Raw genomic sequence first — 19,883 nt, 5'->3', positions numbered from 1 at the left:
TCGCCCGGAGATCGCCGTGGAAGCCCGTGGGATCCGGTGCCTGTCCGGTAACTTGCGGCGCGGAGGCACCGGCGAACCCGGAGGGCGTCATGACGATTCTCGAGATGCTGCTGCGGCTCGCGACCGGAGTGGGCCTGGGCGTGGCGATCGGCCTGGAACGGCAGTACCGCGCCCGGATGGCCGGCCTGCGCACCAACGCCCTGGTAGCCACCGGCGCCACCTTGTTCGTACTGTTGTCCGCCAACGGTTTCCACGGCGGCTCCGCCGATCCGACCCGGGTCGCGGCGCAGATCGTCTCCGGCATCGGCTTCCTCGGCGCCGGTGTGATCATGCGCGAAGGGCTGAGCGTCCGCGGCCTCAACACCGCCGCCACCCTCTGGTGCTCGGCCGCGGTCGGCGCGCTGGCCGGCGCCGGAATGTTCCCCACCGCCGCGGCCGGCACCGTCGCGGTCGTCGCCGTCAACACCGCACTGCGCTGGATCGGCCGCACGGTCGACCGCCACCCCGACTCCGGACGCGAACAGCAGGCCGGCTACCTGTTCACCGCGGTCACCGACGACGCACACGAACCACACGTCCGCGCCCTGCTGGTACAGGCCCTGTCCCGCACCGACTTCCGGCTGGTATCGATCGCCAGCCACAACAGCGGACCCGGATCGGTGGAGGTCCGCGCCGAACTGTCCGGCGACCAGCGCGACGACCGCCAGATGGAATCCGCGGTCAGCCGCCTGAGCCTGGAACCCTCGGTGACCAGCGTCGGCTGGCGCAACGTCGAAGAACCACGCGAATAACCCCGCCGCACACCGCCTTCGCGACAGCACGGCGACCGCGGTACGAAACCGCAGCCGGCCGGAGCCCGGCAGCGCTCAACCGCGCAGATCCGCCGCCGGCGCCGACTCGAGCGGCCTACCGGCATCGCGCCACGCCACCACCCCACCGGCCAGGCCCATCGCGTCGAAACCCGCACGGCGAGCCAGCGCCGCGAACCGCGTGGAGGCGTCGCCGACCGGGCACACGAACACCAGCGGCCGCGACCGGGAGAACGGGATGCCCTGCGCGAACATGTCGTCGAGCTGATCGTCGCGGATGTTCACCGCCCCCGGCACATGCCCGATCCGGTACGCCATCGCGCCACGGGTATCGACGATCGTGGGCCGCGCGGTGGCGTCGAGATCCGCCAGCTGCGCCGGCGACAGCACCGGCACCGCCGCCAGCTCCGCCGCCGTCGGCGCCGGGACACGGGCCGCGGTGCGGCCGAACAGATCCGGGCGGCGCTTGCGCAGATACGACAGATACGGTTCCAGCCGGTCACACACGATGAACACCGCCACCACCGGCGGCCCGTCCCCGGCGGTCTCGGCGGCGAGCACCTCCCGCGCCGCGGCATACGCGGCGCCGCTGGTCGGCCCCGCCAGCACACCGTGACCGGTGGCCAGCTCCACCGTCGCGTCCACCGCGCGCGCGGCGGTCACCGGCACGATCCGGTCGTAGAAGTCCGGCCGGAACAACCCGACATCCCACAACTCGGTCTCCGACCGGATCCCCGGCACGAAATCCGACCGCTCCGACACCACCGCGATCGTCCGCAACTCGGGATTGTGCTTGCGCAGATACGTCGCGGTCCCGCGGGTGGAACCGGTGGTACCCAGCCCGCCGATCAGATAGTCGACCCCGCCGATCCCGTCCCGCGCCAGATCCTCGTGGATCTCGCGACCGGTACCGTGATAGTGCGCCTCGATGTTCTTCTCGTTGGTGTACTGCGACAGATGCTGATAGGTGCCCGGCGACCGTGCCATCGTCGCCTCGATCACCGAATACACGTCGTTGGGTGTGGTCGGATCCGGGCATTCCGACAGGCCCGGCAGCTCCTCGATCTCGGTACCGAACAGCTGCAGCAACTCCCGCACCTCGGTCACCTTGATCCGGTTGGTCACCGCCCGCAACCCCACCCCGTGCAACGCGCCCAGGATGCGCAGCGCCTTCGCGGTATTACCGCTGGACGCCTCGATCAGCGTCCGCCCCCCGGCGACGATCCCGGCCAGATCGTCACGCAACATCCCCCACGCGACCCGATCCTTCACCGAACCGAACGGATTGAAGAACTCCAGCTTCGCGTACAGCTGCACCCGCGGCAGGCCGTGCACCGCCGGATCCAGCCGCAGCAACGGCGTATTGCCGATCAGATCGGTGATGTGGTCGTAGCGCATCACAACCTCCCGCCGGCACCCGGCACCGCACGATCGGACTCCGCCACCGCGGCCACCGGGTCGTACTCGATATCGCGGCACACCCGGTAACCGCCGTCACGATGCAGCACCGCCAGCTTCGGTGGCAGTGGATGCATCGATGCCGACGCTGCCGACAGATCCATGTGGTACGCGGCGGTATTGGGGAACACCACCAGATCACCGGAACGCGGACACCCCGGCAACCACACCTTGTGATTGGTGATCAGATCCCGCTCCAGGCACAACCGCCCCGCGAAGAACACCCCCACCGGCGCACCCCCGGACCCCGCACCCGAAGGCCCCGGCAGCACCACCGGATCGACCATCACCTCCTGATCGGCGGGGGTCACCGTGTCCCGGGACAGATCGACGTGCACCAGCACACTGCCGTCGGCGGCACGCTTGACGAACTCCACCCGCGCCACGGTGATCCCGGCGTGATCGACCAGCGCCTTCCCCGGCTCCAGCCACACGTCCAGCAGATTCTCCGCGACCACCTGCGCGACCGTGCGGCCACCGTGCGCGTCCAGCGGCGCCGCCAGCAGATCGGCGAGCATACCGGTCGCGGGCACCGTGTTGGCGTACTTGTGGAACACCGGCGTACCGCGCACCCCGGTGTCGTCGAGATGGAACCCGAAGGTGTTGCCGCCCCACGCCATCGGCTCACCGCGACCGCGCAGCGACTCCCGCAACGCCGCGACATACCCGTCGAACCGGTCCGCGTCCGCGGTGAACACCTGCCGGAACCCGCCTCCGATATCGAGCACCGACGGCGACAGATCCCGCGCACAGGCCCGCTCCACCAGCGCCAGGCACTCCTGCACCGCCGCCACCCGCTCCCCGAGCTCACCGGAATCCAGATGGAAGGAGAAACCCCGGAACGCCAGCCACGGCCGCTGCTCGGCCAGCACCGCCAGCGCCGCATCCACCTCCGCCAGCGGCACCCCGAACCGGCTCACCCCCGCCGCCGGAAATCCGGACACCCGCAACAACACCGGCACCCGGGTGTGCCCGCGCGCCAGATCCGCGATGCGATCCAGCTCCCACAGGTTGTCGACATTGATCGTGACACCCGTGCCCACCAGCTGCCGCAGGAACGACTCACCCTTCGGCCCGGTCACCTCGATCCGGTCCGCGGTGAATCCCGCGCCGACCGCGGCCGCGAGCTCCTGCGGCGACGCCGCGTCCACCGCGATCCCCGCGTACTCGCCGGTGCGCAACAACGCGCGCGACCGATTCGCCTTGTGCGCGTAGCAGATCCGATACCGGCGCACCTGCGCGTCGAGCACCCGCTGCAGCCGGTGCAGATTGTCGGCGAACACCTGCGGGAACAGCAGATGCACCGGCGACCCGAACCGATGCACCGCGCGCTGCGCCGCGCCGGGGGTGTCGAGGAAACCGCGCACCAGCGGATGCCACTTCGCCGGCAGCGCGGGCGGCGCGGTCATCGCGTGGTTTCCGGCAGCCGCGTGCGCACCGCCGCCCCGGGCAGCAGGCCCGGACCGCGCGGCCCCACCGGCGCGAGCACCGTCGGGTTGTATCCGCTGTCGCGCAACGCCTCGAAGGCGCGGTGCCGGTTGCGGGGGCTGCGGAAATCCGCGACCACCCGCTTGCTGATCAGGTCGATGTCACCGACGGTGATCCGCATCGACTCCAGCACCCCGGTGATCGTGCGGACGCAATGCTTGCAGTTCATGTCCGGCACATAGAACAGGTGATCGTCGACGGTGAGTTCGCCGCTGCCGGAATCGGTTCCGGCGGGGGTACCGGCCACCGACAGGGTCGCGGTGATCGCGGTGAACACCTCCACGAACCGATCCACCACCACCGGCAACAGCGTGTAATGACCCCCGTCGACCTGATGCGGCATCGCGGCCAGGCACGCCGGGCGGCTGCCCGGCGCCAGCAACGCGTACTGCCGGGAGATCAGATCCAGCTCGTCGTGGTACTTCTCGATCGCCGCGGCCACCGACAGGCCCTCGGTGGTGGTGGCGCGATGCATCACCGCGTGCGCGTCGGCGATCGTGGCGTCCTTCATCGCCCGCAGCGTCGCCACCGTCTCCGCGCTGTAGCGGACCGTGCGGTCGGGTTGTACGTCGAAGGCGACCGGGATCATCCCGCGGCGATAGGTCGACGCCTGCAACTCCCAGTACCAGCGCGTCGCCACCGCCGCGAAGATGCCCGAATCGCGCAGACCGCACGCGAATTCGGCCGGCGTCCGATACGGTGTGGACCCCGACAGCAGCGCGTGCTGGGCCAGCGCACGGCCGGTGGCCTCGATACCGACGCGGAAGATGTCGATGGGGTCCGCGTCGGTGGTGCTGCCCTCGAGCACCGCGCGGTCGCCGTCGCCGAGACCGGCGATGCGATGATGCAGCGCACCGTCCTCGGCCAGCGAATGCCACAGCGCCAGCACCGTTTCCCGCATCGCGATCGGGACGATCGGGCCCAGCCCGCCGGCCCGTACGTGACCGGTGTTGGGGATCCCGTCGCTGTCGGTCCACGTGATGCGATGGGTGGCGCCGGTGACCTGATCCGGCCGGCACGGCCGCATGTACCGCTCCAGATACAGCCGCTGCGACAACGTGAGATGACTGTTCGGCTCGGTCCGCATCGCCGTCGCGGTATACGCGATCGGCGCGGCCGCGGTCGCCCGCGCGGTGTCGAGCAACCCCGGCCGGGCCGTATCGAACAGCCCCGGCCGGGCCAGCTCGGCGAGAATGCGGGAGGCCGTACGCCGGTCGTACGGCGGCATCGGGTCGGAACTCATCGGACCTCCCTTGTCGTCGCCAGTTCGGTGGCGAGGGTGGCGACACACCGGACGAACCGGTCGACATCGTCGGCGCCGGTGTACACGTGGGTACTGACCCGCACCGAATCGTCGTCGGCCCCACCGTGATCCGGGACGCAGTGCGCGCCGGTGCGGACCAGGAAACCCAGTTCGGCCAGGACGAAACCCAGATCGGCCGCCGCGATCCCGGCGAGGGTGAACGACACGATCCCGTACCCGGTCTCGCACGCCGCGTGCGCCGGGCCGGGCAGCAACTCCACCCCGGGCAGCGGGCGCAGGCCCTCGATCAGCTGCCGGGTCAGCACCCGGTTGTGTTCCGCGACCGCCGCACGGCCGATGTCGTCGAGCACGTCCAGCGCCGCGCCGAGCGCGAGAATGCCCGGGATGTTGGGTGTGCCGCCCTCCATCCGCTCCGGCATCGCCGCGGGCCGCAGACCCGAATCGTCCACCGTCACACCCGAATTGCCGCCGGGCAGGAATGCGGTGAGCTGATCGTGCACCCGGCGGCGGCAGTACAGCACCCCGGTGCCGGGCGCGCCGAACATCTTGTGCGCCGCCAGCACCGCGAAATCCGCGCCGAGTTCGCCCACGTCCACCGGCAGGTGCCCGCCGCTCTGACTACAGTCGAAACACAGCAGCACCCGCGGATCCAGCCGCCCCCGCAGCTCCTCCAGCGTGGTCAGCGCCCCGAACACGTGATGCAGATGCGTGACCGCGATCAACCGGGTACGGCCGGTGACCTTCGCGAGGATGTCGGCGGTGTCGGCCTCGCCGTACGCGGTGACCCGGTACGGGACCAGCCGCAGCCGCCGCCCGAACCGGGCCAGCGTCGCCTGCAACTGCCGCCACGGATACACCGCCGAGGCGTGATCACGGGGGCTGTACAGGATCTCGTCACCGTCGTCGAGCGCGGCCAGCCCCCACGACAGGGCCACCGCGTTGAGCCCGGCCGTCGCACCGGCGGTGAACACGATTTCCTCGGCGCTCGCACCGAGGAAATCGGCCGTGCGTTCGCGCACCCGCGCCAGCTCACGGGTCCAGCCGGTGGCCCACGGATACGTGCCGCGACCGGCGTTGGCGGTGTGGTGGCGGTGATACCGGTCGATCGCCTCGATCACCGGCAACGGCTTCTGTGTGGTGGCCGCGCTGTCGAGATACACCTCGCCGGCCTCGGCGAGCGCCGGGAACAACGCCCGCCACGCCGCCGGGCCCACCGCCGCCGGCCGTACCGAAGGCGGACAAGGCGCAGGTGACCGCATCGCGACGCTCCCTCCGGGTCGTGCGCTCGACACCGACAACGATACGCACTTTTGCCGCGACGTTCGAAGCTATTCGCGGGCAACAGGTTTCACCGTCGGCGTGTCGAAAGCCGGAGCGTCCGGCCAGGTCGCGGCGCGACACTCGCGGAAATCGGCGCCGCCGCGCGGAAATCGGCTGTGCGACCGGCGATCCCCGCGGCCCGCCCGCGCCGCGATGGCGTCCCTGCGCCGCGATCGACACCCCCGGCAGGGGTGCGGACCAGGCGCCCAGTCGGTACGGTGTCGCCGATGAACAGTTCCCGCCGCCCGGCCGCGGCCGGTGCGGCGGCGCCGGACCGGCGCGGCCCCTGCACCGTCACCGCGGTCGACGCGGTGACCGCCGTCGTCACCGCGGGACCGGTCGCCGCCCTGGCCGGCTGGAACCGGCCACATCCCGCACCGGGCCCGTGGGGCCTGCCGTGGCAGGTGCTGCTCGGCGCCGCCTACGTCCTCGTCGCGCTGTGGCTGGCCGGCGTGGCCGGCGCCCGGCGCCGCGCCGGACGGCCCGCGGCCACCGCGATCCCCGCCGGATACCGCGGCGCCCTGGCCGCACTGCCGGTGATCCCGGTGTGCCTGGCCGCGGAAGTGCTGTGGCACAGCCGGTTCGGCGCCGAAACCGGACCGGCCGCCCTGTTCGAACCCGGCCACGTCGCACTGGTGACCGCGACCTTCGTCATCGTGACCACCCCGGTCCGATCCGCGGCCGCCCGCACCGCCACCGGCGGGCCGGTACCGCTGCGGCACCTGTGGCCCGCGATGCTGGCCGCCGGCACCGCCGCCGCGCTGGTCCTGCTGTGTCTCGGCTACGCGAACGCCGCCACCTATCCCGCCGCCACCATCGTGGACCTGCTGTCCCAGCCCGACGGCCCGCAGGTGCGCGGCCTGGCCGCCGCGATGGCCATCAGCGCCGTGGTCCTGCTGCTGCCGCTGCTGTACCTGGCCCGCCGCTGGCGCATCCCGTTCGGCGCCGCGACACTGACGATGCTGCCGCCGGTGGCCGTCTCCGCCGCCGGCGCGGGCGGCGGCAACCTCAGCGTCCTGGTCGCGCTGCTGATCGCCGCCGTGGTGGTCGACCTGCTCGCGCTGTGCCTGGACCCGTGCGCCGCCCGGCCCGTCGCCTACCGCGGATTCGCCGCCGGCGCAGCCTTTTTCACCTGGTCGCTGTACATCGGCGTCGCATCCGCCGCCGCCGGACGGGTACCGGACACCCTCAGCGTGTGGACCGGCGCGCCGCTGGTCACCGCCGCCCTGGCCTGGCTGCTCGCGGCCCTGCTGCTCCCCGAAACCGACACCCCCGGCGAACTGCTCGCCGGACCACCCACCACCCGCTGACCGCCGCGGGCCGGCACCGTCGCGCCCTCAGTTGCCCGCGGGGTCGGGGCCGCCGGGATTGCAACCGGCGGCGACGGTGGCCTCGTAACCGAACGCGGGCCGCCACGGCTCCAGATTCCAGCTCGGCTTCGCCGGAGCGACCAGCCGCGCCCACTGCCAATGACATTTGAACTGGTCGTACATGCCGGGACTGTCGGCATCGGGGGACCGGTCGAGCACCTCACCCCAGGCGCGGTCCAGCGCGGGCGCGAACCAGTCGCCGCGACCGGCGGTGCTCGGATACACGCGCAGGCGGCGGCCGTCGGGATCGTCGGTCCATTCGGTGCGCTCGATCAGCGGCTGCCCCGCGAACTGATCCGTCGGCTGCGCCGCGATCGGCGCCGCCGAAACCGGTTGCGGCGCAACCGGAACCGCGCTCGCCGCCGACGGCGCCGGGCCCACCGCCACCGGCGTCGACTCGTCCGCGGCGCCACAGCCGCTCGCCACGACCAGCACCAGCAGCAGCGCCACCGGCCCCCCGGCACGGCGGCCGGGCACCGGCCACCGGCCCTGCCGTGACCCCACTCGGCCCACCGCGAAACCCCTTCCGTCGGATGCCCCGGTCGCCGCGCATGCCGCACGGACCGGACGGACCCTGCCACGGTACCCGGCACGCGCGCACCCGGCCGCACGGCGGCGAACTCCTGGCGGGTCGATCACGGCGGCACCACCCGCGGTTCCTGCCCGCCATGTCGCCACCGCCCACGTACAGTGGACAGGTGGCCGCTCAACTGACCAAGGGACAAGTGGACCGCCTCGCCGTCGACGACATCACGGTGTCCGTCCGGCACAGCGAGCCCGTGGATGTGTCGGCGTTACTGCTGAACTCGGACGGGCGCGTGAACACCATGGGCGACCTCGTCTTCTACAACCAGCCCACCGGTCCCGGCGTGCAGCTGTCCTCCGGACAGGCCGGGCTGCAGATCGGGCTGCGCGCACTGCCCGCCACCGTCGAGCACGTCCGCGTCGTGCTGTCGCTGGGAGATCCGCAGGGCCACTTCGGCGATTACCCGCCCCCGCAGGTCCGCATCGAGGACAGCGCGCAGAATCCGGTGTACGAGTACGTGATCGACGGTCTCGGCGCCGAATCCACCGTCATCGCCTTCGATCTGGACCGCGTCGGCGGCGGCTGGCAAGTGCGCGTACAGGGTTACGGCTACCCCGCCGGATTCGCCGAGATGGTCAAGGCGCACGGCGTCACCGTCGGCGGCCCCGTCGAGGAGTACGGCTACCGTGGCCCCGCGGTCCTCGACCCCGGCCAGCAGGTCTCACTGCGCGACATGCGCAAGGGCGACCTGGCGATGGTCAAGATGGCGCTGGGCTGGGACCCGATGCGGGTCCACGGCCCGCGTGGCCTGCGCGACCTGGAGATCGACCTCGACGCGTCGGCGCTGCTGTTCATCGGCCAGAACCTCGTCGATGTCGCCTTCTACCAGCAACTCTCGTCCCGCGACGGATCGGTGCGCCACTCCGGCGACAACCTCACCGGCGAGGGCCGCGGCGACGACGAGGTCATCAGCGTGGACCTGGCGCGACTGCCGCAGCAGATCTCCAGCGTGGTGTTCGTGGTCAGCTCCTACGCCGGGCACACCTTCGAACGGGTCCGCAACGCCTACTGGCGGCTCGTCGACGGCGGCACCAACGTCGAACTCGCCCGCGGCAACCTGCGCGCCGGCGGCTCGCACACCGGCATGGTGGTGGCCAAGGTCGACCGCGACGGCAACAGCTGGCGGCTGACCGCGATCGGCGCCCCCATCCAGGCCGGTCACCCCGTCGAGGCTGTCCCACATGTGACGCCGTACCTGTGATCTGACACCCCGTGACCAGCGGGAACAGGTCGCGGGCAGAATGTCCGGCTGGTATTCGGCGATCATCGACCCTACTATGACCTCTCGCGGGCGCATCCCGGAAAGTAGGGGCTTGCATCTCGCGAGCGGTACCTGAATGGTAGCGGTGTGTCCGTCGGCCGTGCTTCCCGCGGTGGCCGGACCCCGCAGGAGAGTCGACCGTAGGGGCGAGATGACAGCACCGGCCGTGAAATGTCTTGTCTGGGAAGTGGACAACACGTTGTGGGACGGTGTCGTCTGCGATTCCACCAACGGGGTGCTGCGGCCGGACGCGCTACGCGCGCTGCGCACCCTCACCCGCCGCGGCATCCTGCACGCGGTCGCCAGCCGCGGCGAATGGGCCTGGACCACCGACACCCTCCAGCGGCACGGCCTGCACGCCGCCTTCGCCGCCGTCGAGGTCGGCTGGGGCCGCAAGTCCGCGGCCATCACCCGCATCGCCGGGCAACTGGGCATCGGCCTGGACGCCGTCGGCTACATCGACGCCGAACCGCTGGAACGCAGCGAGGTCGCCCACGCCCTGCCCCAGGTGCGCTGCTACGCCGGCCGCCACGTCGACGTCCTCGCCGACCTCCAGGAATTCCGCGCCCCCGTCACCAACGCGCCGCCGCCCACCTCACCGATGGGATTCGCGCACATCTCCGCGCAATAACCCGCTCCGCACCCGGCGCCACGCCGGGAACGCAACACACCACGCCCCGGCGTGGCGACACGCGACGATCGTGGCGTTGACGGCCGCCCCCGCAAACACGGTGCCGCCGTGTCCCGTTCAATTCCCGGCGCCGCCGCCGGCGGCGGGCATACTGTCCGGGCTCTCGTGGATCCACCGAACAACGTTCTACCCCTTCTTCTTTGAATCGAGGTAGTCAGATGTCGGTTGCAGCACGGCAGATTCCACCCGCGACACCCCGATGGCGAACCGGACTCGGCGCGACCGCCGTGGCCGCGGTGACGGCCTGCTCACCCGCCCACGCCGCCACCGCCGGCACCCTGGACATCGGGTTCGGCGCACACGGCAAGGTCTGGTCCACCGTCGGCCCGGAGAGCCGCGCCCGCGCGGTCGCGGTCCAGCCCGACGGCCGCATCGTCGCCGCCGGCACCACCCACGACGCGGTACGCGGCGACAACTTCGCGGTCGTGCGCTACCTGCCCGACGGCACCGAGGACCCCGGCTTCGGCGACAAGGGCATCGTCTCGGCCGATTTCGACGGCGGAGACGACGTGGCCGCCGCGGTCCTCGTGCAGCCCGACGGCCGCATCGTCGCCGTCGGCACCAGCCACGGCGACGGTGACACCGTCGCCGTCGCCCGCTTCCGGCCCGACGGCCGCCCCGACCCGGGATTCGGCGCCGCCGGACAGCTGTCCACCGACCTCGGCACCCGCGCCGACCGCGGCAACGCCGCCGCCCTGCAGCCCGACGGCAAACTGATCGTCGCCGGCTCCACCCGCGACCCCGAGCGCGGCGACGAATTCCTGCTGATCCGATACAACCCCGACGGCACCCCGGACCCGAGCTTCGGCCAGGCCGGCATCGTGTCCACCGACTTCGGCGGCCGCGCCGCCGCCGCCCACGCGGTCGTCGTACAACCCGACGGCCGCATCGTCGCCGTCGGCACCACCGCCGGCACCGGCACCGGCGACAACATCGCCGTCGCCCGCTACCGCCCCGACGGCACCCTCGACACCGCCTTCGGCGACGGCGGCCGGATCGCCACCGACCTCACCGCCAAGGACGACCGCGGCAACGCCGTCGCACTGCAACCCGACGGGAAACTCCTCGTCGCCGGCTCCACCCACGACATCGTCCAGGGCGACAACTTCCTGCTGGTCCGCTACACCGCCGACGGCCGCCTCGACCCCGCCTTCGGCCGGGCCGGCGCGGTCGCCACCGACTTCGGCGGCGCCGCCGACAGCGCCAACGCGGTCGGCATCGAAGCCGACGGCAAGATCGTGGTCGCCGGCACCAGCCACGGCGACGAGAACACCGACCGGATCGCCGTCGCCCGCTACACCCGCGACGGCACCCTCGACCCCGGCTTCGGCCGCAACGGCCAGGCGACCACCGAATTCGGCAAGAAAGCCGACCAGGGCCGTGCCGTCGCCGTCCAGCCCGACGGCCGCATCGTCATCGCCGGCGTCACCCACGACCCCGTCCTCGGCGACGGCTTCGCGCTGGTCCGCTACCGCGCCTGACCCGCGCGACACGTCCGATTCACCCGACCGGGATGCAGCAATCGGATAGCTACGCTTGCTGGAATGCGACAGTCGAAGCGCCGGCGGGTACCGGCCGGATGCGCCGCCACCCTGATCGTGCTCACCTGCGGCCTGGGATCCGCGACACCCGCCGCCGCCACCGCACCCCTCGGCGACGACTTCCTGTGGGGCGTATCGGCCTCCGGCTTCCAATCCGAAGGCGATGCGCCCGACAGCAATTGGACCCGCTACATCGCCGGCGGCGCGGCCGAACCGTACCGGCAGTCGGTCGACTTCCTCGGCAACTACGCCGCCGACATCGACCGCGCCGCCGGGCTGGGCGCGAAGGTGTACCGCATCAGCATCGAATGGGCCCGCGTCCAACCGGACCCCGCCGGCTGGGACGAACCGGCCCTGCGCACCTACGAGCAGATCGTCGACCGCATCATCGCCGCCGGCATGAAACCCATGCTGACCCTGGACCATTGGGTCTACCCCGGCTGGGCCGCCGACCGCGGCGGCTGGCGCAACCCCGCTATGGTCGCCGACTGGCTGCGCAACGCACAACAGGTGGTGCACCGGTTCGCCGGCCGCGACCCCCTGTGGGTGACGATCAACGAACCCGCCGCCTACGTCGGCACCGAACTGCGCATCGGCGCGATCACCCCCGACGAAGCACCGGTCGTGACCGACCGACTCGCCCAGGCGCACAACGCGATCTACGACACCATCCACCTCCTGCAACCCACCGCCCGGGTCACCAGCAACCTCGGCTACGTCCCCGCCGCCGAGACCGAAGTGAACCAGCCCTACGTCGACAAGATCGCCGCGAAACTCGACTTCCTCGGCGTCGACTACTATTTCGGCCCCACCGCCGAAACCGCCCTGGCCGGCACCGATGCCGGTGCACCGCGGATGTGGGAACTGCCCGAGCAAACCGAAGGCATCTACTACGCCCTCCGCCACTACGCCCGGCAGTTCCCCGGCAAACCCCTCTACGTGGTGGAGAACGGCATCCCCACCGAGAACGGCCGCCCCCGCCCCGACGGCTACACCCGCGCCGACCACCTCCGCGACACCATCTACTGGCTGCAACGCGCCCGCGCCGACGGCCTCAACATCATCGGCTACAACTACTGGAGCCTCACCGACAACTACGAATGGGGCAGCTACACACCACGTTTCGGCCTCTACACCGTGGACGTCGACACCGACCCCACCCTGACCCGCCACCCCACCGACGCCGTCACCACCTACGCCACCCTCACCCGCGACGGCGGCGTCCCCGCCGACTACCACCCCACCCGCCCACCCGTCCCCTGCTCCCTGGTCGACCCACCCACCAGCTGCGACGACCCCGTCCACATCCCCTGACCCGGCGGCCCGCCCCCCAGAGGGCGGGCCTGCCGCGACCACCTGCCGCGACCACCTGCCGCGACCACCTGCCGCGACCACCTGCCGCGACCACCTGCCGCGACCACCTGCCGCGAGGCAGCCAAGGTCAGCTAGGAGGCTGGCCGGCGGGGTCCGGTATCGCGGGTCTGCGCCGCCGGTGAAAGCTGCAGGCGGCCATCGCAGTCAGTTTGACGGCAACCATCACCGCGAGCATCCCGGCGGGTAGTTCCCAGCCGGTGACAACGAATCCGGCCGCCGCCGCGGCATGAAATATCAAGGCGGACAACAGAACCACCGCGATCAACCAGGCGGGCCGCCGCCATCGGCGCGAAGCCCTTCCGCGCGGGGCGGATTCATCACCGCCGGCCCGGAACAGCGCCGCCGATCCGGACTCCGACGACGCATTCCGCTCGCGCCGGAACGCCACGGCCGACCCGTGCCGGGAGGCCGCGGCCGTCTCGCGCCGAAAGAGCCCGGCCGAGCCATGCCGGAACAAATCAGCCGGTCCGTGCCGGAACAACTTGTCCACTCCGCGCCGGTGAACGGCAGCCCACCCGGACCCGGGGGAGGAAGTCCGGTCGGTTCGGATCGTTCGCCCTCGCCGATACCTCACGCGGGTTCCCCTGCCGCGGAATCCGGTTCGGCCGCAACCCATTCGACGGTGAAGCCGCCGAACCGGTGCAGATCCGCGGCGATGATCCGGCACAGCCGCCCGGCCGTGTCGTCGTCGGCCGCGTCCAGGCGGATCGACAGCGCGTCCGGTCCGGCGGTCAGATCCGCCCGGCCCCACGAATCGAATACGACCTGCCCGGTGGCGTCGTCCCACTGCGCGGTGACCCGCGGCACGGATTCGGCAGCGCCGTGACCGCGAAACCGGTGGGCTCGGCCGTCACCCATGGCGGCGGCGTGCCGGCAGAACTGGACCAGGTATCGGGCGGCCCGGCCGGTATCGATACGGGCATGCAGCACAGGCATTTCCGTCACCGCCTCGTCACCCGCGCGAACCACGCGGCGACCGAGCCGGGCCCGACGACGTCGATGGTGGCCGGCGCCAGGGTGTCCAGGCGCCAGCCGTCGGCGAACGCCGCCACGATCTCCTCCCGGCTCAGCCGGTGCGGTCCGAACGACCCGGGTTGCGCATCGCTGAAGCCCAGCATGAAAAACGTTCCGCCCGAAGGGATCACGGTGGCGAGCGCCTGCACGTACCGATCCCGGGCAGCGCCGGTGAACAGATGGAACAGCCCGCAGTCCAGCACGGTGTCGAAGCTTTCCCCCAGATCGGCCAGCGAGCCGGCATCGCACTGCGCGAATGTCGCGGTCAGCCCGCGCGTGCGGGCCTTGGCCTGCGCGGTGGCCAGTGCCGCCGCGGACAGATCCACGCCGGTGGCGGGCAGGCCCAGCCCGGCGGCGAGCAGCGCGTGTTCGCCTGTGCCGCACCCGGCGTCGAGTACCCGGCCGGTCAGCGCGCCGGATTCGGCCAGCGCCAGGAACACCGGCTGCGGCCGGTCGATATCCCACGGCGGTTTGGTCGCGTACAGGGTGTCCGGCCCGGGTGCGCCGTGATCCGGACGCGGGGAATGGGTGGGGGTGAACATCGGTGACTTCTCCTCGGACGAGCGTCGAATGCTGTCGCTGCCGAATTTATCCAGACACTGTGTCTCGATGCAAGACTCAATGTCTCGAGCATGGAAATCATGTATCGTGAGCGGGTGCCGAAGCTGTGGAACGACACCATCGCCTCGCATCGCTCCCAGGTGCGCGACGCGATCCTCGACACCACCGCGGCTCTGGTGTTCGAGCACGGGCTGCGGGCGGTCACGATGGCCCAGATCGCCGAACGCGCCGGCATCGGCCGGGCCACGCTGTACAAGTACTTCCCCGACGTCGACGCGATCCTGCACGCCTGGCACGGCCGCCAGATCGGCGAGCACCTGCGGCAGCTGGCCGCGGTCCGCGACGGCGTCGGCGATCCGGCACAACGCCTCGCCGCGGTGCTGACCAGCTACGCGCACATCGTCCGGCAAACCCGCAGCCACGACACCGAACTGGTGAAATTCCTGCACCCCGACCAGCAGATCGCCGACGCCCAGCAGCACCTGCGCGCACTGATCGGCACCCTCATCGCCGAGGGCGCGGCCACCGCCACCCTGCGCCGCGACATCGACCCCGCCGAACTGGCCAACTACTGCCTGCACGCCCTCAACGGCGCCGCGACCCTCACCGACGACGCCGCGATCACCCGCCTGATCGACCTGACCCTCACCGGCCTGCGCGACCCCGCCGTCACCGAGCCCCCGCCGTCGGCTCCCTGACCACCTCGCGCGGCGCCTTGTCCGGCCGCAACCCCCGCCAGGACGGATGACGCAGCCGCCCGTCACCGGTCCATTCGGTGAAGCTCACCTCCCCGACCAGTTCCGGCGCGACCCACACCACCTCCCCGACATCGGCTGCCACCGTGGGCTTCTCGGTGCGGAGCCGGGACAGGCTCGCCTGCAACGAGTCCAGCGTCGCCGCGCTGAACCCGGTCCCCACGTTCCCGACGTACCGCAACTGCCCCGAGGTGTCGTTGACCGCCAGCAGCAACGACCCGATCCCGCCGGACCGCCTGCCGTTGCCCGGTTTCCAGCCGACGATCACCACCTCCTGCGCGTTGACGTTCTTGACCTTCGTCCACAACGGGCTGCGCCGGCCGGGCAGATACGGACTGTCGAGCCGCTTGCACACGATCCCCTCGAGCCCGAGCCGCCCGGATTCGGCGAGCACATCCGCACCCGGCCCGCGCAGCCGCGGCGGCACCCGCCAGCAGCGGCCCTCGAGCCCGAGCTGTTCCAGAATCCCGCGCCGCTGCTCGTACGGCAGATCCACCAGCGACCGGGTCCCGATGTGCAGCAGATCGAAGACGAGATAGGTCGCGGGCACCGCCGCGGCCAGGCTCCGGATCATCGCGGGATTGCGTTGATGCATCCGCGGCGCCAGCGCCTCGAACGAGATCCGCCCGTCGGGGGCGATCGCGACGATCTCCCCGTCCACCACGAAAGGCGGTGTGCCGGGCGCGATCCCGGCGAATTCCGGCCACGCCGGGGTGATCTCGTTGCCGTTGCGCGAGTAGAGGCGCAGCGTCTGCTCGACATAGCCCAGCGCGCGGATACCGTCGAATTTCACCTCGTAGGCCCAGTGCCTGTCGTCGCGGGGCAGGCCACCCGCCGCCGCCAGCATCGCCGCATACCGAGGCAGTCCGGTCACGCCTCCAGCATACTTACAGCAAACAGCTGGTCAGTTCACGCAGGGTACGTCGGAGCCGATGCTGGTGGTGACCGGTTTACCGGAATCGGGCAGATCGTCGGAGGCGGCCGTGGTGGTGGCCGAGGTGCCGGTCCCGGCGCCGGTCGACTCCGCCGCCGCGGAAGACGTACCGGTGGGCGAGGAGGAGGTGCTCGAGGCCGATTCCTCCGGCAGGTTGAAGTCGGTGCCGATGACCACCTTCACATGCCCGGGGTCGACGTTCTTCGACGTCGCGGTCGGCAGCCCGCCCAGCGCGTCCGCGACCTGGGTCGCGTCGGCGTCGGCGCCGGTACCGAAGTACACCACCGAACTGGAACCGTCACCGTACCCGGCGTTACCGGTGGTGCCCTTCGGGAAACCCTTGGCGGACAACGAGGTCGACACCTTCGCGGCCATCCCGCCGGGCGCGCCGGCGTTGACCACGTCGACGGTCGAGGTCGGGGTGGTCTTCGGGGCCGGCGCGGTCTGCACGCCGAAGGCCGCGCGCACGGTCCGCTTGATCGCCGCCGGATCGACGACGTTCACGTCCTGCCCGTCGACATTGTCGTACCGCAGCACCGGCAGCGTCTGGAACGAGATCGGGATCGAGCCCGCCCGGCCCATAGTCTGCGCGAAATCGACCAGATTCCAGCCCTGCGACAGCACGATGTCGTTCTGCGCCAACGTGATCAGCCGCTGCAGGCCGCCGATGTTGGTGAGTGTGCCACCGTCCTTGAGCCGCTTCGCCGCCGCGGTGAGGAACGCCTGCTGCCGGTGGGTGCGATCGAGGTCGCCGTTCTCCAGCTCGTGACGCTGCCGCACGAACGCCAGCGAGTCGGAGGCGTCCAGATGCTGCGGTCCGGCCGGGAATACCGCACCGGAGTAGTAACTGTCGTCGACGGCGTGATTGAGGCAGACGTCGATGCCGCCGATCAGATTCGCGATGTCGTAGAAACCGACCAGCGACACCTCGGCGAACCGGTTGATCGGCACCCCGGTGAACGCCTTGACCGTGTTGACGATCGACTCGCGACCGGCCTCGCGGCCCTCCTGCTCCAGCTGGACCGGATCCTTCACGCCCTGATTCATCAGCTGCTGTTCCCGGTACGCCTTGCGCAGGCCGTAGGCCTCCTTGATCTTGGCGTGGTCGTAGCCGGGGATCCCGGTCACCGGCACATAGTCGTCACGCGGGATCGAGAACGCGGTGATCTGCTTCAGATCCTTCGGAATGTGCACCAGGATCAGCGAATTGGCGTTGTAGCCGCCCTCGCTGCCGTCACCGGCGTGCAACTGGTCGAGGATGTCCTTCGGCAGATCGTTGCCGTTGCGGTCCTTCCGGGTGTCCAACCCGATCAGCAGGATGTTCAGATCGCCGTCGAGGGCGGCGGCGTCCTGTTCGGAGATCGCCTTCGACCGGGTGAAACCCTGGTCCACACTGCGTTCGGTGTAGTACGCGGCGCCGGTACCGGTCACCACGATCACCGCGCCCGCGGCCGCCAGGATGCGGCCGGTGAGCCGGACCCGCCGCTGGGAACGGCGCCGCGAGTCGGTGCGCGCGGCGCGGCGGGTGGCCCGTCGCGGCGAGGCCGGCACCGCCGGGACGAACCGGTCGGTCGGCCTGTCGGCATCGGCGACGACCTCGCCGGGGGTGCCGGATGCCGGTTCCGCCCGAGTCCCGGAGGCCCGCTCCGCGCGAGCCTGCGCCCGGCCCGGGGTGGTGCCGCGGGAGCCGCGCGCCGCCTCGGACGGGCCACCGGCCGGCGTCTGCTCCGCCCGTTCGGGCCGAGCGTGGCGACCTCCCGGTCGCGAATCGGCAACGACCGGTATCGGTTGGGTTTCGTCGTTCATCTCGCCGTCAAGTCTCACATCACCGTGCTGTGGATACACTGAGAGTTGTCGTCATCAGGTTGTGACATCGTGCACGATCCCGGCACGGAATGCACATCCGCACCGTGTTCTAGCCGGTCGCCGCGCCGCCGATCCCCAGCATCGTGCACAGGGTGTCCAGTTGATAGTCGAAGACCGCGGACCGGTCGGTGAAGGTGTCGGCGCCGTACATGTCGAAGATGTCGAAGCTCACCGCGCCGAACAACGCCGACCACGCCGGCAGCGTCCGGGCCAGCGCCCACTCCGGCATCCGCAGCCCGAACTGATCCCGGATGACGGCGATATCGGCCCGCAGCGACTCCCGCGGCGGTCCGGATCCGGCGGGCTCGGTCAGCAGGCCCGCGGCCGCGGCCTCCTCGACCACTCCCAGCAGCGCCACGATCACCCGGGTGCCGGGGACCACGGTCTGCTCGGCCGGCGCCTCGTAACCGGGTACCGGGCTACCGAACAGCAAGCCGTAGCGGGCCGGTTCGGCCAGCGCCCAGTCCCGCACCGCGTGCCCCAGCGCTCGCAGTCGTGCGCGCGGATCGGCGGGCGCGGCGGCCAGCGCGGCGTCGACGACGTCGCCGAGTTCGGTGTAGCCGTCGACCACCAGCAGCGTCAGCAACTCGTCCCGGCTGCGCACGTACCGGTAGATCGCCGAGGACACCACTCCCAGATCACGCGCGACCGCCCGCAGCGACAGCGCCGCCGCGCCGTGCAGCGCCAGGTGCTCGCGGCCGATGCGCACGATGTCTTCCATGGTGCGGGCGCGTGCGCGGGCCCGGGGTGTGGTGGCGGCCATCCGTCCAGGCTGCCACTCGAGAGCAGCGTATGCAAATGTGATCGCTGCTCCGAACAGCCGGCCGCCCCCGGGCCGCGGCGGCGGGTGTGACTACGATTCCCCGGTGACCGGATACGACGACGCGTTCGAGCACCTCGACACCAGCATGCTGCCGCCGCGGCAACAGCGCATCCTCGGCGTGATTCGCGACTGGGTGGTGCGCCACGGCTATCCGCCCAGCACCCGGGAACTGGCCGACGCGGTCGGGCTGCGCTCCCCGTCGACGGTTTCGAAACATCTGAAAGCGCTGGAGGACAAGGGTTTCCTGCGTCGCAGCGACAGCGTCACCCGCCCGATCGACGTCCGGCTGTTCCTGCGCACCGCGGCCACGACCCGTGCGCAGGACACCGGCGATTCGGTCGCGGTGCCCGTGGTCGGCGACATCGCCGCCGGTACCCCGATCCTCGCCGAGGAGCACACCGACGACCTGCTCACCGTCTCCCGCAGCCTCGTCGGCCGCGGCACGGTGTTCGGGCTGCGGGTGCGCGGCGATTCGATGATCGACGCCGCCATCTGCGACGGTGACCTGGTCGTCGTCCGGCAACAGCACGAGGCGCACTCCGGCGACATCGTCGCCGCCATGATCGACGGCGAGGCGACGGTGAAGGTGTACCGCCGCCGCAACGGCCACGTGTACCTCGAACCCCGCAACCCCGCCTACCCGATCCTCGACGGCGATCAGGCGGCCGTACTCGGCAAGGTGGTCTCGGTGATGCGCCGGGTGTGACCGCGGCGGCTGTCACCTTTCCCGGCCGCGATTCGTCAACGGTGCGAACCGTGACGAGTCGC

At 71.2% G+C, this 19,883-nt stretch carries 19 protein-coding genes; 8 read left to right on the top strand and 11 right to left on the bottom strand.

Going from position 1 to position 19,883, the window contains the following annotated elements; all coding sequences use genetic code 11:
* Window positions 1-89: 89 nt before the first annotated feature.
* Window positions 90-791: an MgtC/SapB family protein gene (locus G361_RS0107605; RefSeq protein WP_019926470.1), complete on the top strand. Its 702-nt coding sequence runs from the start codon at window positions 90-92 to the stop codon at window positions 789-791.
* Between the two features lie 75 nt (window positions 792-866).
* Here G361_RS0107605 and G361_RS0107600 read toward each other — a convergent pair whose 3' ends face one another.
* Genes G361_RS0107600 through G361_RS0107585 form a run of 4 tightly spaced genes read right to left on the bottom strand, consistent with a single transcriptional unit; the run spans window position 867 to window position 6,278 of the window.
* Window positions 867-2,207, bottom strand: a complete 1,341-nt coding sequence (locus tag G361_RS0107600; RefSeq protein ID WP_019926469.1) for a pyridoxal-phosphate dependent enzyme — start codon at window positions 2,205-2,207, stop codon at window positions 867-869.
* A complete protein-coding gene (locus G361_RS0107595) occupies window positions 2,207-3,676 on the bottom strand; it encodes an alanine racemase (RefSeq protein ID WP_019926468.1) in 1,470 nt (489 codons plus the stop codon). The genes G361_RS0107600 and G361_RS0107595 overlap by 1 nt, the downstream gene beginning before the upstream one ends.
* Window positions 3,673-4,998, bottom strand: coding sequence for a heavy-metal-associated domain-containing protein (locus G361_RS0107590; RefSeq protein WP_019926467.1), 1,326 nt, complete (start codon window positions 4,996-4,998; stop codon window positions 3,673-3,675). Before G361_RS0107590 ends, G361_RS0107595 begins: the two co-directional genes overlap by 4 nt.
* Complete coding sequence (locus G361_RS0107585) at window positions 4,995-6,278, bottom strand: aminotransferase class V-fold PLP-dependent enzyme (RefSeq protein ID WP_026342795.1); 1,284 nt, start codon at window positions 6,276-6,278, stop codon at window positions 4,995-4,997. The genes G361_RS0107590 and G361_RS0107585 overlap by 4 nt, the downstream gene beginning before the upstream one ends.
* A gap of 288 nt (window positions 6,279-6,566) precedes the next feature.
* Here G361_RS0107585 and G361_RS42665 point away from each other — a divergent pair, with 288 nt between their 5' ends.
* Window positions 6,567-7,649, top strand: coding sequence for a hypothetical protein (locus G361_RS42665; protein WP_019926465.1), 1,083 nt, complete (start codon window positions 6,567-6,569; stop codon window positions 7,647-7,649).
* Between the two features lie 27 nt (window positions 7,650-7,676).
* Here G361_RS42665 and G361_RS0107575 read toward each other — a convergent pair whose 3' ends face one another.
* Complete coding sequence (locus G361_RS0107575) at window positions 7,677-8,213, bottom strand: DUF2599 domain-containing protein (RefSeq protein ID WP_231386809.1); 537 nt, start codon at window positions 8,211-8,213, stop codon at window positions 7,677-7,679.
* Between the two features lie 194 nt (window positions 8,214-8,407).
* Between G361_RS0107575 and G361_RS0107570 the strand changes: the two genes are divergently transcribed.
* The 4 genes from G361_RS0107570 to G361_RS0107555 all read left to right on the top strand — a co-directional run bounded on the left by G361_RS0107570 (window position 8,408) and on the right by G361_RS0107555 (window position 13,102).
* Entirely contained in the window at window positions 8,408-9,496 is a 1,089-nt protein-coding gene (locus G361_RS0107570; RefSeq protein WP_026342793.1) for a TerD family protein, read from the top strand.
* A 211-nt stretch (window positions 9,497-9,707) separates the two neighbouring features.
* Window positions 9,708-10,187: a hypothetical protein gene (locus tag G361_RS0107565; protein ID WP_026342792.1), complete on the top strand. Its 480-nt coding sequence runs from the start codon at window positions 9,708-9,710 to the stop codon at window positions 10,185-10,187.
* Window positions 10,188-10,405: 218 nt separating this feature from the next.
* A complete protein-coding gene (locus G361_RS46725) occupies window positions 10,406-11,728 on the top strand; it encodes a hypothetical protein (RefSeq protein WP_155981353.1) in 1,323 nt (440 codons plus the stop codon).
* A gap of 63 nt (window positions 11,729-11,791) precedes the next feature.
* On the top strand, window positions 11,792-13,102 hold the full coding sequence (locus G361_RS0107555) for a family 1 glycosylhydrolase (RefSeq protein ID WP_019926460.1): 1,311 nt from the start codon (window positions 11,792-11,794) through the stop codon (window positions 13,100-13,102).
* 127 nt (window positions 13,103-13,229) lie between these two features.
* Here the strand turns inward: G361_RS0107555 and G361_RS0107550 are convergent, their stop codons facing one another.
* The 3 genes from G361_RS0107550 to G361_RS0107540 form a co-directional block, all read right to left on the bottom strand.
* Window positions 13,230-13,652, bottom strand: a complete 423-nt coding sequence (locus G361_RS0107550) for a hypothetical protein (protein ID WP_019926459.1) — start codon at window positions 13,650-13,652, stop codon at window positions 13,230-13,232.
* Between the two features lie 80 nt (window positions 13,653-13,732).
* Window positions 13,733-14,098, bottom strand: a complete 366-nt coding sequence (locus G361_RS0107545; protein ID WP_155981352.1) for a DUF2218 domain-containing protein — start codon at window positions 14,096-14,098, stop codon at window positions 13,733-13,735.
* A 5-nt stretch (window positions 14,099-14,103) separates the two neighbouring features.
* The gene (locus G361_RS0107540; protein ID WP_019926457.1) at window positions 14,104-14,718 is read right to left on the bottom strand and encodes a class I SAM-dependent methyltransferase; all 615 of its coding nucleotides are present in this window, start codon (window positions 14,716-14,718) and stop codon (window positions 14,104-14,106) included.
* 90 nt (window positions 14,719-14,808) lie between these two features.
* On the opposite strand from G361_RS0107540, the gene G361_RS0107535 reads away from it, so the two are divergent.
* The gene (locus tag G361_RS0107535) at window positions 14,809-15,435 is read left to right on the top strand and encodes a TetR/AcrR family transcriptional regulator (RefSeq protein WP_019926456.1); all 627 of its coding nucleotides are present in this window, start codon (window positions 14,809-14,811) and stop codon (window positions 15,433-15,435) included.
* Here the strand turns inward: G361_RS0107535 and ligD are convergent.
* The 3 genes from ligD to G361_RS0107520 form a co-directional block, all read right to left on the bottom strand.
* Window positions 15,407-16,366: a non-homologous end-joining DNA ligase gene (ligD, locus tag G361_RS0107530; protein WP_026342791.1), complete on the bottom strand. Its 960-nt coding sequence runs from the start codon at window positions 16,364-16,366 to the stop codon at window positions 15,407-15,409. The two genes, G361_RS0107535 and ligD, sit on opposite strands and share 29 nt — an antisense overlap.
* A gap of 30 nt (window positions 16,367-16,396) precedes the next feature.
* Window positions 16,397-18,232: an LCP family protein gene (locus tag G361_RS42655; protein WP_019926454.1), complete on the bottom strand. Its 1,836-nt coding sequence runs from the start codon at window positions 18,230-18,232 to the stop codon at window positions 16,397-16,399.
* A gap of 109 nt (window positions 18,233-18,341) precedes the next feature.
* Entirely contained in the window at window positions 18,342-19,055 is a 714-nt protein-coding gene (locus tag G361_RS0107520) for a TetR/AcrR family transcriptional regulator (protein WP_019926453.1), read from the bottom strand.
* Between the two features lie 103 nt (window positions 19,056-19,158).
* Between G361_RS0107520 and lexA the strand changes: the two genes are divergently transcribed.
* Window positions 19,159-19,821, top strand: a complete 663-nt coding sequence (gene lexA / locus G361_RS0107515) for a transcriptional repressor LexA (RefSeq protein ID WP_019926452.1) — start codon at window positions 19,159-19,161, stop codon at window positions 19,819-19,821.
* The last annotated feature ends 62 nt before the right edge of the window (window positions 19,822-19,883 follow it).

Origin of the sequence: Nocardia sp. BMG111209 (assembly GCF_000381925.1) — a bacterium.
Taxonomy (GTDB): Bacteria; Actinomycetota; Actinomycetes; order Mycobacteriales; family Mycobacteriaceae; genus Nocardia.
Note: the sequence above shows the minus strand (reverse complement) of the source record. Positions and strands in the feature narration are given on the sequence as shown.